We start from the raw sequence: 15,133 nt of genomic DNA on the forward strand, positions 1-15,133 counted from the left end.
TTGCGTTAGCGCACCACTGGTTCTGCGGAACCTTTCGCTTCGGCAACTAGGTCTGCTTCTACAGCCGCCTGCTCCGGCTGGGATTCGACGGTGGTCTGACGCACCTCGCGTACACCGGTGAAGTCGCGCTGCGAATTGGTGCGGGGTGCGGCCTTGCCACCCTGTGCAATGGCTTGACAATAGTAGCCGAGTAGTTGGTCACATAGGCTAGACCAACTCTTGTTCTGCACACCTTCGAAGGCGTTGTCCCGGTAGGAATCCACTCCCCCAGCGAGGATGGTATCTACTGCGTCAACCAGCTCGGCCTCGAAGTTCTCCACGTTCAACAGGAAGCCGTTGTGGCCGGGCTTAATCAAATCGATCGGACCCCCGGCTGCCGGGCCGATGGTTGCCACACGGGAAGCCTGCGCCTCCTGAATGGCCTGACAGAACGTCTCGAACTGGCCGGTATGTACGAAAATATCCAGGCTGGCAAATGCGTGGGCTAGATCCTCGCCGTAGAGTCCGCCGGTAAACACCGCGGTGGGCATCAGTGCTTTCAGGGAGTCCATCTCCGGGCCATCGCCAACAATGACGATCTGCACGTCGTCTCGTCCATTCAACGCTGCCATGCGCTCCACGGACTTCTCAGCAGCCAGGCGCCCCACGAAACCGACGATCTTTCGGCGGTTCTCCAGCTCCACCACGTCGGTTTCGCCCGCCTTTCCACCTCGCTTTTCTTCACCAGCCAGCAGCCACTCACGACGCAGCTCCGGCGAGCGCTTCGAGGGGTGGAAGCGTTCTGTATCCACTCCGCGACCCCAATGCGCCACACCACGCACCTTGTTTTCTTCCAGCTCGCGCATGGTTACGGAGCTTGGCGCCAACGTCATTGCGCACATGTTGTGCATGGCACGCACCCAGCGCCAAGCCATTTTGGACAGGAACTTCAATTTGTAGTTGTTGGCGAATCCGGCCACGTCAGTCTGGAAAATCGCCACGCAGGGAAGTTTGAGCGCCCGAGCTGCCACAGCACCCGCACCACCCAGCACGAAAGGGCTAGCCAGATGCACAACATCCGGCTGGAATTTCTTCAGTTCGGTGTACACGCTCGGCATTGGCACGCCGATCGGCAGAGAGTTAATACCCGGCACATCGACAGCAGGGACGCGCGCAATGCGGAACCCCTCATAAGTCGCAATTTCTTCTTGCCCGTCTTTCGCACCCGGTGCAATAACCAGTGCTTCGTGCCCATTGGCTCGCAGGTGCTCCAGCACGCGGAGTACGGAATTTACAACCCCATTAACATTGGGCAGAAAGCTCTCGGCAACAATCGCAACTCGCATACCCTTCAGCATCCCTTTTGTAGTTCACGCCCGCGTTTCGTCTGGGTAAAAACATTAACAAGTCTAGGGAAACAAAAGGTTACTTTCGCTACTCAAAGTTTATGTTTCTTTTCCCATCGCCGAATCAGCAGCATCAGAACAGCGCACACGGCAAGCCCCACAGTCATTGAAGACAACGCAGGAAGAAATGCCAACGTCCATCCTCGCCCCTGCACCTTGACGTTTTCCGGGTCACTAACCTGGTATTCCACGCGCACATTCTGGCCTTCAATAAGACCGGACGGGTACTTTAGCCCTTCCTCCGGCTGCTGAAAATTGCCCTCTGCATCGCGGAAACGCACGGTCGTTCGCAGGGTTTGTACCGACACAACCTCCGCCGTCGCCTCCCCCTTATCCCGCGAGATCGCATAGTCATCAATCGCAGAGGTGACGATCATGCCACCGCAGACCAAGATCACTATTGCCGCAAGCCCGATCACCACCTGCTTGATTCGCCTTAAACGGCGCGCAATTCGAAATTGCTTCGGGGTGAGCTCGTGGTTTCTCAAGCGATTCATCAAGCGCCCGCAATTCTTTTTTCTATTTTTCGACGCCCACCTCTGCTCACCTTCACTTCCAGCACCGTGATCCCATGTGCCCCGGTCTCAGCATGTTCATCGATGGCCTTTGCGAGTTCCTCTACGTTGGTCGCTAGCTTGTGTTCTACCCCAAATCCAGCGCAAAGCTCTGCAAAGTCCAAGTCCAACGGAGTACCGAAGACCCGTTCGAAAGCCGCGGTGCCATCAGCAAAGGTGCGCAGGTTCTCTCCCCCCGGCTCCAAGGTCTCGAATATCCCGCCGCCGCTATCGTTGGTCAATACGATAAGCAGGCTATCTGGACGCGGTTCCAATGGTCCGATATTCAGCCCACCGAGATCATGGGCAAAAGTCAGATCCCCCATCACAGCGATCGTGCGCGGAGCGCGGATAGCCGTCGGGTCAGCATGAGCGTGAGCCATCGCGGCCCCCACTGCGGTGGAGATCGTCCCGTCGATCCCCGCCGCCCCACGATTAGCTATCGTCTGCACGCCGTCAAAGGGCAGCCCGGCGCGGGAGGCATCTCGCACCGCTGTCGAAGCCCCTAGTACCAAGAGGTCACCGTCGCGCAGGGCGTCAGCAACAACGGCGACAGCGTGTACCGCCGTGAAGGGGTCGTGTTCAGCGAGTGCGTCGCGCACCTGTCCAGCTCCCATGTCGCTAATGGCGCGCGCTACTTGAAGCCACGTTTCTGGTTGCTCGCCGTGCGGGCGGACAGAACTGCCGACTTCGTCCACATTGCCGAATACATCGGTCACGTTGCGGGTATCGCTGAGGGCAATAATGTGGATGTCTTTATTAGCTAGGAGCTTTGTGACGCCGCGGTGGAGAGTAGGCCGACCAATCACCACGATCTGTTCCGGGGTGGTGACCGCCGAATACTCGCCATCACCGACGACCTGGGTGCTAAACATGTCAACGGCCGCGCTATGGACAGGGAAGTCCGGGGCGGGGGCAATAGGCTCCGCAATGGTCGGCACGTCCGCCAGTTCATCCATGATCGCTCGCGCCCAGGCAACATCGCTTACCGAACCGGCAATGACGAGAGTACGGCGTGAAAGATCAACCTCAACCTGCCCAAAGGGAAGCGAGCGAACCCCCCGGGGTTCCGGTGTATTACCGGTGACCGCGCTAGCCCATAGCGAAAGCTCGTCGAGAGTCGGTGGCACCAGCGGCTCCCGCAAAGGAACATCCAAATGCACGCCACCGCCGTCGATGGGGTCAACCGCGGCAGCGACTAACTGACAGACCAGATCGCGTAGCTGCGCGGCAGCTCCGCCTGCTCGGGAAGTAGCGACATCGCCCGGTACCTTGATGTCTTCCCCCTCCAGCGCCAGGTTTCCTGTATTCAGGGTGCACACAGAATGGGATCCGAAAATCTCCGCCTGATCGATGGTCTGATTTGCGCCAGACCCCAGCATCGAAAGCGGCCGATTCGCCGAGAGAACAATCAACGGTACGCCGGATAGCCTGGCCTCTACCATTGCCGGCAGGCAGTTAGCCACGGCTGTCCCGGAAGTCATGACAACCGGGACGGGTTGGCGGGAAACCTTCGCCAGCCCCAGAGCCAAGAAGGCTGCGGAACGCTCATCCGTACGCACGTGAAGGCGCACCCGTCCCACCCGTTCAGCCTCCACGAAAGCCAAGTTCAGCGGGGAATTGCGCGAGCCGGGGCACAGCACTGCCTCTTGCACGCCACAACGGATTAGTTGATCCACCAGCACTAAGGCAGCGTGGACGGCGACAGGGCTGGAAAGCGGCTCAACAGCCGCAGGAGAAGAATCCTGGGAAGAACTATCGGTGTTAGTCACAGTTCCTCAATTTACCTTTCACCTCGGACAGCCTCGCGGAAAGATCCGCTCACTCTAGGAAACGATAGGCCGCACTCAGGCGGTTGATCCACCAGTCGCGACGCTCGCCGGTGACGCGGAATTCGTTGAGGAGGTCCGGATCCGGAGTAACTGCGCCGGCGTGCATGCGCCCATCCACGATCCGACGTTCAGCGAGGTCGCAGACGAAAAGAGTACCTGTGGCTAAGCCGGCTGCATTGGGTTCGGCAACCATGCCGTCGTCATCTATATGCGCCAGGCTGGCGGCTGCTCGCAGCCCCGCTCCCAGCCCCACTGCGGTATCCAATGCAGAACTCACCGTGATGGATACCCCACGCTTGGCTACCTCGCTGGCTACCCGGCGCAATTGGTCCACACCTCCCAGCGGTGGCACTTTGAGGACGGCAACGTCGCATGCGCCCGCGCTCGCTACCTCTTTGACTGCGGCGATCGGGTCGATGCTTTTGCGAATGGCCTCGTCTGCGGCCACACGCACAAAAAGCCCCCGCCGCATGAGGTTCTGGCGTACCTCCGCCAGCTCGGCGATGGTGCGACAAGGCTGCTCCACATAATCCAACGGACCGTCCGCAGCGAGGGTTTCCACCGCTTCCAATGCCTGCTGTACGGTCCAGCCGCCGTTAGCGTCCATGCGAATCTTCGGAGCCACAACCCCCTGGTCGGCGTACCATTCTCGAACCGCGCGGACGCGTTGAATATCCTGCTGCATGCTGATCCCAGGATCCTTCGCCAAAGCAGATTTTTCCGCAACCTTGACCTTCACCGTAGTGCAACCGGGGTAGCGCGCCATGAGGTCATCAATGATCTCGGGCTGTGCCGCCACATCAACTGCGGGGATGGTGGCATTCACGGGAACCCATTCCTCCTGCTCACCCTGCTCGCTGTATCCGAACTGAATCGCCGAGCGCAGCCACAAGGAGGCTTCCGCCGGCTCATATTCCGGGAAAGGAGCGAACTCTGCCCACTGGGACGGGGCGTCAATAAGCAAGGCCTCACGGACAGCCACACCGCGGAAAGGCACCCGCATCGGCATGGCAACCACATGAGAGCGCTCAAGCAACTCGGCGAGCGGCGGTAGGGCAATGGCAGCAGATTTGGAAGCCTCAGTGTTCATTCTCCCTACCTTGCCAAAAATTGCTGCCCGATAGAATGGCGAACATGAGCGAAAACAGCAGCAACCCCTTCAAGCCCGAACTATGGCGACCCGTGGACGCCCCCGGCGTCAACGATTTCACCGACATCACCTACCATCGCCACGTCGGCGAAGGTCGGGCGAATGGTATCGTGCGTATCGCATTTAACCGCCCTGAAGTGCGCAATGCTTTCCGTCCTCATACCGTCGACGAGCTGTACCGGGCGCTAGATCACGCGCGTCGCACCCCGGATGTCGGCACGATCCTGCTGACTGGCAACGGGCCATCCCCGAAGGACGGCGGCTGGGCTTTCTGTTCCGGTGGCGATCAGCGTATCCGTGGTCGTTCTGGCTACCGCTATGCCACCGAGCACACTGGGGACGTGGCAGCGGCGGATGAGTCGAGTGTGGATACGGCACGCGAAAAGGTCGAGGGAGGCCGCCTGCACATCCTGGAAGTGCAGCGTCTGATCCGCACGATGCCGAAGGTTGTCATCGCCGTGGTAAACGGCTGGGCTGCAGGTGGTGGACACTCGCTGCACGTGGTGTGCGACATGACAATTGCCTCCCGGCAGGAGGCGCGGTTCAAACAAACCGATGCGGATGTCGGGTCTTTCGACGCAGGCTATGGCTCGGCGTATCTGGCGCAGATGGTGGGGCAGAAGTTCGCGCGTGAGATCTTCTTCCTGGGCCGGACATATAGCGCCGAGCGGATGCAGCAGATGGGCGCGGTGAATATCGTTGCCGACCACGGCAGCTTGGAGGACGAGGCTATTCAAGCTGCTCGCGAGATCAACACGAAGTCCCCCACTGCCCAGCGCATGCTGAAGTTCGCCTTCAACCTGGCCGATGACGGTCTGATGGGGCAGCAAGTCTTCGCGGGCGAGGCCACACGACTGGCCTACATGACCGACGAAGCGGTCGAGGGCAAGGAGGCCTTTTTGGAGAAGCGAGAGCCACGCTGGGAACCGTTCCCCTATTACTACTAGGGCTAACTAGGGTGCGCCCTTGCTTTTAGCCGCTCTTGCTTTAGCCAGCCCGGAGCAGCGCTAACTTGGTAGCGTTAGCAGCATGAACATTTATAAAGATGTTTGCATCACCATTTCCCGCGTTCTGGTGGGCATCGTGCTGCTGGCGCATGGTTGGCAAAAATACAATTCCTGGACCATCGACGGTACCGCTAAATCCTTCGAGTCCATGAGCGTCCCATGGCCGAACGCTTCCGCACAGTTCGCAACATATTTCGAACTTGCTGCCGGTGTGCTGCTCATCCTGGGCCTGCTGGTTCGGATCGTCGGCCCAATCTTGTTTGTGCAAATGGTCTTCGCATTTGGTTTCGCACACTGGGGTAAGGGTGTCTTCGTTTCCGATGGCGGCTGGGAGCTTGTCGGGCTTCTGGGCGCCGCGGGTCTCGCCCTGGCAGCGCATGGCTCCGGCCGTTTTAGCTTGGACTACCTCTTTATGACGCCCGTACGTGCCCGTAAGGAACGTAAGGAAAAGACGGCCAAGGAGGCTGAAACGGCTAGGGGCAATGAAGCTTTCGGCCTGAACAATAGCAACTTTGCACCCGCAGGTGCGCCGGCTGGATCGGTCGGGAATCAGAATATGGCTCCGAATTCGGGGCAGGCGCAGGGTCAGGCTCAGAGGCAGAATCCGGGGCAGAATCCTTTCGGCAATTACGGTTCCCCGGCTCAGCGCTCGAATAGCCAGGGCCTGAATAGCCAAGGCGCTAACAACCAGAGCCTGAATAACCAAGGTGCTAACAACCAGAGCAACAACATGTGGAATAACGCACGCCGCGACACCAGCGCCGCCGCGGGTGGTGCCGGTGTCATCGGCGGCAGCAATGCCACTCCGTTTGGTAGCTCCCAATATGGCGACAGCTCCAATGCCGATGCGCCTACCACCCAGTGGAACAGCAACCAGGGCAATGGACCGTCGAGCAACAGCTTCGGCGATTTCTCCAGCTCTGGTTCTGGTTCCAGCTCTGACGGTGGCTCCGATGCTGGCGGTGACGGCGGCGGAGATGGCGGCGGTGGCGACTAAAGGCCAAACGCCATCCGCGAGCCACTTTTAAGGTTCGCCCACCACTACCCCGCCGGAGGAGCTGATAGCTTCCCGGCGGGTTTTGTTGCTTTCAAGTACGAACTTAAGGTTGGAACAAAAAATACTTGACGTTCCCAACAGTTGTTAACTACCCTATGTTCTATCGTTAGAAACTCAACGTCGTCGAAGGAAGGAGGGTAGGCATCATGTTTAACCCATTCAACCAGCTCCGAGCTAAGCTCCGAACCGCTGTCACCACCAAGGGCCCTGATCCGGCTGCGCATTTTGCGTCGATTCACGCCGCCGGCACACGCGTCGCAAATGCACACCGCACACGCAACACACACGCACCAACCGAGACAGATTCCCTCCTCCTTCCCGCACAGTATCGCCACTACCTAAAGGCAAACAACGATCTCCCGACCCCTTCTTTGAACGCCTTGGATACACGCAGCCCCTCCTACCTCGACATCGTCGCTTACCTCATCGACACCGGGAAAACCCCGGCCACTCGCCAGGATGTACAGGCTAGTTTCTTGGCCATCCATAAGCGTCTACCCGGCCCGGAGGAGCTGGAAGCCACTGTAAAGCGCGTCCAGGAATTCGGTCTTCAGGCCGACTAACCCCTCGCCGGAGCAACATAGCCCTCGTGCGCACCTCTTGCGCGCGGGGGTTTTGCTTCGCCCCCTCCCCCTCCTCCGAATGTCGCACCCCTTACAAGCCGTCACAGGGACAGGGCACACCTCTAGGTGTACTGACCGGAGATGTTGATCGAGTCAGGCAGTGGTGAGCCAGTCTTGAATGTCCTCTGGTTTGTGGATTAGGAGGTCGCGCCGTCCGGGGCGGCGTTCGATCCACCCTCGGTCGATGAGGGCGCGCATGAGCGCGGCTCCGAGTCCTCCAGCGAGGTGGTGGCGTTGCTCGGTCCAGTCCGTACACACCTTCAGCAGGGGACGACGCCCAGCCTGCACCACGGCGAGGTCAATACCGATCCGGGCGAAGTGCTGGGCAGCGTGGGGACCCAGCACGTAGCCGGTGGCCGTCGGGCCGGCGATGGCATCGAGCGGACCCCGAACGGTGCCCTGGATGCCGTCGGTGCGGCGCAGCGTCTCGACCTCGACCAGGCCCGCCAGGATGTCGGTGCCCAGACTGCCGGCCAGGTGGTCGTAGCAGCTGCGCGCCACCCGCAACCGGTCCCACTGGCTGGCCTGGCGTAGCCCCGTGACGCCAGGGGTGGACGCCAGAGGGATCAACGACTCCAGGACCACCGCGACGTGGGGGCCTGCGAGCCGGTAGCGACGCATCCGTCCCTCGGGTTCGACGACGAGCAGTCCTGCCCCCGCCAGGCGGGACAGGTGCTCGCTGGCGGTGGAGGTGCGCACCCCTGCCACCTGGGCCAGGCGCGTCACGGGGCGGGCGTTGCCGTCGAGCAGTTCGAGCATCATCGCGGCGCGTGACCGATCGGCGAAGTGCGCGGCCACCGAGGCGATGTCTGGTTGTGGGTCCATGTCACCCATTCTCACCCCGTCACACTTCGACCGCCACCGAAGCGTCCATACCTTATCGTGGTCGACATGAACCTCTCTCCTGATGCCCCCGCCTCACACCGGGGTGGTGCCCGCCGCAACGGCGGGACATTCCTGCTCGTAGTGTTGTGCATCCCCATGTTCCTGGTGCTGCTGGATGTGTTGGCCATGAACGTGGCGATGCCCACGGTCGGCCGCACCTTCCATGTGCCCGTGGCGCGCTGGGCCCAGGTCGTGGATGCCTACACCGTGCCCCTCGCCCTCGCGCTGCTGCCCGCCGGGTGGTTGGTCGACCGCATCGGGCCACGTCGCGCCCTGCTGGTCGGCATCACCGTGTTCACCGCCGCGTCGCTGCTCGGAGGGCTGGCCGGGACATGGCTCGTGGTCCTGACGGCCCGCTGGGGTCAGGGGTTGGCTGCTGCCGTGATGCTGCCGGCCGGGTTGGCCGCCCTGAGCCAGGCATGGCCCGAGCCCGGTGAGCGAGCCAAGGCCTTGGGGGCCTGGTCGAGCATCAGCGCCGTGGCGACCGCGCTGGGACCCGCCGTGGGCGGTCTACTCGTCGCCGCGCTGTCATGGCGGGCCGTGTTCTGGATCAATGTGCCCCTCGGCCTCTTCGCCGCGTGGGGGACCGGGCGCCAGCTGCATGCGGCTCGCCCTGCGGTCCTGCACGCCGGCCCGCCCGCCGCCGCTGGTCGAGGCGAGATGGCCAAGCGTGCGCTGGTCGGGTCCGTGATCGCGGCAGCGATGATGACCTCGGGCGCGAACGGCACTCTCCAGGCCGTCACGGTCCACTTGCAGTCCGGGCTCGGGATGGGTGCCGGGCCGACTGGACTGCTGCTGTTGCTCGCCACAGCGCCATTCGTCGTGCTCGGCCCCCTCTCGGGGAGGGCTGTCGTCCGCCTCGGCCGACGCCGCGTCGCTGCCCTGGGATTCGCCGTCGGCGCCGTGGGACTCGCGACGCTGGGCCGGCTGCCGGGAACCATGGGTCTCGCCCCAGGGCTGCTGGGCATCGGGGTCGGCCTCGGGTTGATGACCTCCGCCATCGTGGGCGAAAGCCTGTCCGCCTGGCCTGGCCGCCCAGGAGTGGCCAGCGGGCTCAACAACGCCCTCCGACAGGCAGGAACCAGCCTCGGCGTGGCCCTCGGAAGCTGGGCAGCCGGATGGTGGAGCGGAACGCCGCTGCTCGTGAGAACCGGAGCCGCAGCAGGACTTTGGTGGGTCGGAGCAGCCGTCCTGGTCTTGGTCACTTTCACCCGCTCCCGCAGGTCGAGGAAGAACCCGCGATGAGCCACCCCAACGCTGCCCCTCACACCCCGCCACCGACTGATCGTCGCCCGGCTCGTGGTCGACCAGGGCTGGCCGGTCAGCGAAGTCGCAGCCCGATTCCAGGTCTCCTGGCCCACCGTGAAGCGCTGGGCCGACCGCTACCGCACCGGCCAGTCCATGCAGGACCGCTCCTCACGGCCCCACCGGTCGCCGAACAAGACCAGCCAAGCCACGACCAGGCGTTGCATCCAGCTCAGCCTGCGCCTGCGCGAAGGACCGGTCCAGCTCGCGTGCCGGCTCGGGATCGCCCCGTCGACGGTCCATCGGATCCTGGTCGACGCGCACCTGAACCGGCTTTCCCATGTCGACCGCGCCACGGGAGAGCCCGTTCGCCGTTACGAGCACGACCATCCCGGGGCGATGCTGCACGTCGATGTGAAGAAGCTCGGCAACATCCCTGACGGCGGGGCTGGCGCTACGTCGGCCGACAACAAGGCGACCGCAACCGCGCTGCCACCCCGGACAAGCCTCGCAACAAGTGGCGGGACCCGTTGATGGGAAAGGCGTACGTCCACACCGTCATCGATGACCACTCCCGTGTCGCCTACGCCGAGATCCATGACGACGAAACCGCCCTCACCGCCACTGCCGTGCTGGTCCGGGCTGTCGAGTGGTTCAACCAGCGTGGCGTCACCGTCGAGAGGGTGTTGTCCGACAATGGAGGCGCCTACCGCTCACACCTGTGGCGAGACACCTGCCATGAGCTCGGGATCAAGCACAAGCGCACCAGGCCCTATCGTCCGCAGACCAACGGGAAGATCGAGAGATTCCACCGCACCCTGGCCGACGGCTGGGCCTACGCCCGCTGCTACACCTCTGAAGCCGAGCGCCGCGGTGAGCTCGAGGGCTGGCTGCACTACTACAACCACCACAGGCCCCACACCGCCTGCGGCAACCAGCCACCCTTCACGCGATTAACAAACGTCCCCGATCAGTACATCTAGGCAGGTTGTACATTGGTCAGCATGACCGGAAATCCCGCCTCCGTTCCCTTGCAGCCAACTGTCATCAGCGCTTCCTCGCCCGAACTCTTCGCCGACTCCCTGGAGGCACTCCAGCAACTCCTCGCAGAGGAACTCTCCCTCCTCCCACTCCCCGCAGACTGGCAACAAACCTGCCCCGACCTGCCGGAACAAATGCGCGCGGGAAGCACAGACAAAGCAGACAGCGTAGCGCCGGGCACACTCATCGCCTGTACCTCCGGCTCCACAGGCACCCCGAAAGGCGCAGTGCTCGGCCCCAGCCAACTCTCCACCAGTGCGGACGCCACCGTCTCCTTCATGGAGCACCACTTTCAAGCCCAACCAGGGGCATGGCTGCTCACACTTCCAGCGCATCACATCGCCGGGCTGCAAGTCCTACTCCGTAGCCTCCGAGCGGGCTATACTCCCATCGCAGCCCAGCACTTACAGCAGGGATCGCACTTCAACACAGCTGGTTTCGTCGCGGACACGCTGCACCTCGCAGACACTTATCCAGGTGCAGATCTTTACACTTCCCTCGTCCCCGCACAGCTGGAAAGGATCGCCACAGACCCCGCCGCCGTGCAAGCACTGACACGCTACGCCTGTGTACTGGTCGGCGGGGCAGCAGCGCGTGAGGGCGTCATAAAGAAGATGGCGGAAGCAGGAGCGAAGATCGCACTGACCTACGGGTCGAGCGAAACGGCCGGAGGGATGGTATACAACGGGCATTGCCTACCGGGAGCACGGGTGCGGATTAGTGACGCCGACGAGCGCGGAGCCGGGCGGGTGCGGATCGCGGGACCGATGGTGGCCGACGGCTACCGCAACGTGGACTCAGCAGAGGCGTTCCCGACTGCGGGAGAGTTTCTAACCTCCGACATTGGAGTGCTGGACGGTGACGCGCTGCGGATTCTGGGGCGCGCCGACGGGGCGATCAACACGGGCGGATACAAGGTACTTCCCGAGGAGGTTGAAAAGGCCCTTTGTCAAAGCGTTCCCGGCGCGGAAGCTGCCTTTGCCGCGGGCATAGAAGACCCACAGTATGCAGAGTTCGGCGAATCGATTGGGGTGCTGGTAGTTCTCAACGACGGCGTTGCCCGAGCCACCGTGCCCGACACCACTGCGTCCGGCATAACCGCGCCCGACATTACCGAGATGGTGCGTACAGCCATGCGCGGGCAGGTGAAGCCCGAACTACTCCCCCGGCGCGCCTGGGTAATCAACGAAATGCCAACCACCGGCCCGGGGAAAACCGACCGCCAACGGGCCGCGAAAATATTGCGCGCAATGTTGCAGGAGAGCACTAAGAAAGCCGCGCCTCTTGGGGGACTAGAATAAAGGTTTTTGTACAAGTGCCATTAAGAGTGTGAGCTCTAGAAAGGCGAACCATGACCTCCACCAGCAGGCAGCACCCCGGAGCAACCCCAGCTCAGTGGCTCGAAGGGGCACGCCCGCACACCTGGGCCAACGCCATTTCCCCTGTGCTTGCGGGCACAGCTGCCGCCACCCTGGAGGGTGCCGCCAACCCACTGCGGGCGGTTCTGGCCGGGGTTGTTGCCCTCGCGATGATCGTGGGCGTGAACTACGCCAACGACTACTCCGATGGCATCAAGGGAACGGACGACGACCGTTCCGGGCCGCTGCGTCTGACCGGCAGTGGCCTTGTGGAACCGCGGAAGGTGAAGTACGCCGCGTTTGCCGCCTTCGGAGTGGGTGCCGTTGCCGGCATTGTGCTGAGCGTGCTGAGCGCTTGGTGGCTAGTACTCGTAGGTGTGGCCTGCATTGCGGGCGCTTGGTTCTACACCGGTGGAAAGAACCCGTACGGTTATCGGGGACTAGGCGAAGCAGCTGTGTTCGTCTTCTTCGGCCTGGTGGCGGTGCTGGGCACGGAGTTCACCCAGACCGGCGCCGTGAGCTGGCGGGGCGGGCTGCTGGCCATTGCCGTCGGTAGCCTTTCCAGCGCGGTGAATCTAGCCAACAACTTGCGCGATATTCCCACTGATTCTGTCACCGGAAAGATCACGTTGGCTGTGCGTCTGGGGGATGCAAACACCCGCCGACTGTGGGTGGGGCTGGTCGCCCTGGCGGTGGTGGTGACTATCGGCATTAGCGTCGGCCACTGGTGGGGGCTGCTTGCGCTGCTGGCTGTGCCGCTGTTTGTGATTGCCGCCAGCCCTGTAACTCGTGGCGCCGAAGGAAAGGCGCTAATCCCCGTGCTGGGCATGCTGGGGCGTGGAATGCTGCTGTGGTCGATCCTGGAGTTTGTCGCCGCGCTGTTGGCCTAGCGAAACTCCACCCCGTGGAAACGAACCTTCGCTTCGATCTCGCGGGTAAGCCCTGCTCGCCACGTTATCGTAGCGCCGCCGATCTGCTTCTTGCGTTGATGACGGGAGTCTGCCCATACAACCACGTCCCGCGGTTTGCCGTTCATAGCAGCGAGTCTAATCCGCAGATGACCGCCACCAAGATCGGTGGACAAACTGTAGAGAAATTAATCGTCCAAGCGCTCGCGCAGCTGGTCGCGTAGCTCCTGCCGGTGAGCCTGGCGCTCGGCATCCCACCGCGCGATTTGTTCGGTGACGCGCAGGCGCAGCCCCTTGAACATAAACATCGACAGAGGCAGCGCCAGGATCAGCGCCAGCGTCATGCTCACCAGCAGTGGGAAGTAGTCTGCCATGCCCAGCAAAATCACGATCGAATGGATGATGAACGTCAGCACCAGGAACAGCAGCAGGCGCAGGAAGGCATATAGCGCTACGTCACGGACGGCCTTGCCCTTGTCGAGGTTCTTGCCGTCTTTCTTGTTGACGCCCTCATCGCCAGCGGCCGCAGTATCAGCCGAAGCCTTAGCCTGGTTCTTCGCATTCACATCTTCGTTAGCCACGCACACCACACTACGTTTAGCCCGTGAAGTTCCGTTAATCGTCAAGCCGCAGGTGCTCGTCTGAGGATCCTTTAGGATTGTATACATGGGTCGACTTCTTTTGCTCGCTTTGTTCATCGTCACTCTCGTACTGCTGTGGAAAGCATTCGGTCCACAGACCTGGGGAAATGCTCAGCAGCGCCGGCGTGGGGGCGTCAAAAGGAAAAACGAGGTGGCGAAGAACCACAAGGGGCCGGACGACGACCCGGATTTTCTATGGAACATCGAGAAAGAGCGCTTCAAGCAGCGGCGTGCACAAGAGGCCAAGGAAGCCGAAGAGGCTGAGCGTCAACGACGCGTGGAGCGACGGGAGGAACTCCGGCGACGCGAGCAGCAGGAACCAGAGCAGCACAACCCGAACCAGAGCAACAACGATCCTGAGCAGGAGTAGCGCTAGCGGACCTACAAAAGCTCCACGCGGGGTGAGCGCCCCGTCCGGTAGTGGTCGATCAGCAGGAAGATATTGTCCCAGTTCTTGTAGATCTCAGCACGGCGCAACACATCCGTATCCTCGGAGCTTTCCGAGGTTCGGCCCCCGTCGGCCGCACGATACAACGGTCCAGGCATCGGCGGCGGCACTCCTGGCACGGCAGGCGCCTGGCGACGCTGTTCATGTTGAATAATCGCCTGTTCGAACACCAGCTCCGGAAGATTCGGAGAAATGCCGGCGAAATGTGCATAGTCCAGCGCCGGGTCACCGACCGTCATGTCAGAGAAGTCGATGACGCCCACGCCTCCTTCAGCGTTCCACAGCATGTGTTCCTCGTGCAGTTCGCCATGTGTCAGCGCCCGCTGCTGGTTCGGCCGGGCGAGAAGGTCATCAATCTGGCCAAATATTTGCTCTACGAAGTCCAACTCCGCGGCCGTGAGGTGCGGAACCAGATTCGCTTCCACGCGAGACTTCATCAGTTCGTTTTTGCCCGGAAGAGTGCGCGGGGCATGGCTCAGAGTGGAGGTCGCAGCACCGTCAGTCCACCAGGAATCCACTCGGCTCATTGGCAGTACATCGGGGTCGAAGGCGTGCATCGTGGCCAGTAGACTTCCCAGCTGCTCGGCCACCCAGGCACGTTGACTGGCGGAAAGCGACTGCCACAATTCCGCGCTCAGTGGTTCGCCCAGCATTTCCGTCTGCATGGTCAGCATCACGGGTTCAGTGGTGTTGAAAGTCCCGCGCGCGTAGGCCTGCCGCACTGTCCCCGGCACACGTACCTTTGTGCGGCGGAACAGTTGCGCGATCAGCGAAGATTCCAGCATGGCTTGCGCTCGGTATTCTTTTTCGAAGGGCACGCGAACCACGACAGATTCCGGGAGCATGTCGTTAAGCTCGTATTCCTTGGATCGCAGCCCGTCCAGAATCACCACCGCATGGTCGATGCCCTGCTTCGGCACGCGCTGCCCCGACCATTCCAGATCGCGCCATGTGCGTGCCACCAGGCCGGGGATCGTCTCGATAGAGATAGCCACTTGT

The 15,133-nt window shown here is 61.9% G+C and carries 15 protein-coding genes and 1 pseudogene; 8 read left to right on the top strand and 8 right to left on the bottom strand.

What is annotated here, in order from left to right:
* Window positions 1-5: 5 nt before the first annotated feature.
* From AC06DS_RS01845 to AC06DS_RS01860, 4 genes are all read right to left on the bottom strand, one after another.
* Window positions 6-1,325, bottom strand: coding sequence for a glycosyltransferase family 4 protein (locus AC06DS_RS01845; protein ID WP_477100839.1), 1,320 nt, complete (start codon window positions 1,323-1,325; stop codon window positions 6-8).
* A gap of 92 nt (window positions 1,326-1,417) precedes the next feature.
* Window positions 1,418-1,882, bottom strand: coding sequence for a DUF3592 domain-containing protein (locus AC06DS_RS01850; RefSeq protein ID WP_477100840.1), 465 nt, complete (start codon window positions 1,880-1,882; stop codon window positions 1,418-1,420).
* On the bottom strand, window positions 1,882-3,711 hold the full coding sequence (menD, locus tag AC06DS_RS01855; protein ID WP_477100841.1) for a 2-succinyl-5-enolpyruvyl-6-hydroxy-3-cyclohexene-1-carboxylic-acid synthase: 1,830 nt from the start codon (window positions 3,709-3,711) through the stop codon (window positions 1,882-1,884). The genes AC06DS_RS01850 and menD overlap by 1 nt, the downstream gene beginning before the upstream one ends.
* 49 nt (window positions 3,712-3,760) lie before the next feature.
* Window positions 3,761-4,861 carry an o-succinylbenzoate synthase gene (locus AC06DS_RS01860; RefSeq protein WP_477100842.1) on the bottom strand — a complete coding sequence of 367 codons (1,101 nt, stop codon included), beginning with the start codon at window positions 4,859-4,861 and terminating at the stop codon, window positions 3,761-3,763.
* 44 nt (window positions 4,862-4,905) lie between these two features.
* Here AC06DS_RS01860 and AC06DS_RS01865 point away from each other — a divergent pair, with 44 nt between their 5' ends.
* From AC06DS_RS01865 to AC06DS_RS01875, 3 genes are all read left to right on the top strand, one after another.
* The gene (locus tag AC06DS_RS01865) at window positions 4,906-5,868 is read left to right on the top strand and encodes a 1,4-dihydroxy-2-naphthoyl-CoA synthase (RefSeq protein ID WP_473963877.1); all 963 of its coding nucleotides are present in this window, start codon (window positions 4,906-4,908) and stop codon (window positions 5,866-5,868) included.
* Between the two features lie 82 nt (window positions 5,869-5,950).
* Window positions 5,951-6,925: a DoxX family protein gene (locus AC06DS_RS01870; protein ID WP_477100843.1), complete on the top strand. Its 975-nt coding sequence runs from the start codon at window positions 5,951-5,953 to the stop codon at window positions 6,923-6,925.
* Window positions 6,926-7,131: 206 nt separating this feature from the next.
* Window positions 7,132-7,548 (top strand): hypothetical protein, encoded by a 417-nt coding sequence (locus AC06DS_RS01875; protein ID WP_448307824.1) that lies wholly within the window; start codon window positions 7,132-7,134, stop codon window positions 7,546-7,548.
* Between the two features lie 153 nt (window positions 7,549-7,701).
* Here AC06DS_RS01875 and AC06DS_RS01880 read toward each other — a convergent pair whose 3' ends face one another.
* Entirely contained in the window at window positions 7,702-8,178 is a 477-nt protein-coding gene (locus AC06DS_RS01880) for a hypothetical protein (RefSeq protein WP_293792180.1), read from the bottom strand.
* 321 nt (window positions 8,179-8,499) lie between these two features.
* Between AC06DS_RS01880 and AC06DS_RS01885 the strand changes: the two genes are divergently transcribed.
* The 4 genes and pseudogenes from AC06DS_RS01885 to AC06DS_RS01900 all read left to right on the top strand — a co-directional run bounded on the left by AC06DS_RS01885 (window position 8,500) and on the right by AC06DS_RS01900 (window position 13,027).
* Window positions 8,500-9,738, top strand: coding sequence for an MFS transporter (locus AC06DS_RS01885; RefSeq protein ID WP_473963880.1), 1,239 nt, complete (start codon window positions 8,500-8,502; stop codon window positions 9,736-9,738).
* Window positions 9,735-10,721, top strand: a pseudogene (locus AC06DS_RS01890) (IS481 family transposase). The gene AC06DS_RS01885 and the pseudogene AC06DS_RS01890 overlap by 4 nt, the downstream one beginning before the upstream one ends.
* Before the next feature lie 21 nt (window positions 10,722-10,742).
* Window positions 10,743-12,080: an AMP-binding protein gene (locus tag AC06DS_RS01895; RefSeq protein ID WP_477100844.1), complete on the top strand. Its 1,338-nt coding sequence runs from the start codon at window positions 10,743-10,745 to the stop codon at window positions 12,078-12,080.
* Window positions 12,081-12,130: 50 nt separating this feature from the next.
* On the top strand, window positions 12,131-13,027 hold the full coding sequence (locus AC06DS_RS01900; protein ID WP_477100845.1) for a 1,4-dihydroxy-2-naphthoate polyprenyltransferase: 897 nt from the start codon (window positions 12,131-12,133) through the stop codon (window positions 13,025-13,027).
* Here AC06DS_RS01900 and AC06DS_RS01905 read toward each other — a convergent pair.
* Both AC06DS_RS01905 and AC06DS_RS01910 read right to left on the bottom strand, forming a co-directional pair.
* Window positions 13,024-13,173, bottom strand: a complete 150-nt coding sequence (locus AC06DS_RS01905) for a hypothetical protein (RefSeq protein ID WP_293792184.1) — start codon at window positions 13,171-13,173, stop codon at window positions 13,024-13,026. The two genes, AC06DS_RS01900 and AC06DS_RS01905, sit on opposite strands and share 4 nt — an antisense overlap.
* 60 nt (window positions 13,174-13,233) lie before the next feature.
* Window positions 13,234-13,626, bottom strand: coding sequence for a DUF4229 domain-containing protein (locus tag AC06DS_RS01910; protein ID WP_293792185.1), 393 nt, complete (start codon window positions 13,624-13,626; stop codon window positions 13,234-13,236).
* An 85-nt stretch (window positions 13,627-13,711) separates the two neighbouring features.
* Here AC06DS_RS01910 and AC06DS_RS01915 point away from each other — a divergent pair, with 85 nt between their 5' ends.
* Window positions 13,712-14,056 (top strand): hypothetical protein, encoded by a 345-nt coding sequence (locus tag AC06DS_RS01915; protein WP_473963883.1) that lies wholly within the window; start codon window positions 13,712-13,714, stop codon window positions 14,054-14,056.
* A gap of 11 nt (window positions 14,057-14,067) precedes the next feature.
* On the opposite strand, the gene AC06DS_RS01920 is transcribed toward AC06DS_RS01915, so the two are convergent.
* Window positions 14,068-15,129, bottom strand: a complete 1,062-nt coding sequence (locus tag AC06DS_RS01920) for a phosphotransferase family protein (RefSeq protein WP_477100846.1) — start codon at window positions 15,127-15,129, stop codon at window positions 14,068-14,070.
* Window positions 15,130-15,133: the final 4 nt, after the last annotated feature.

The organism is Corynebacterium sp. TUM25015 (genome assembly GCF_056393505.1).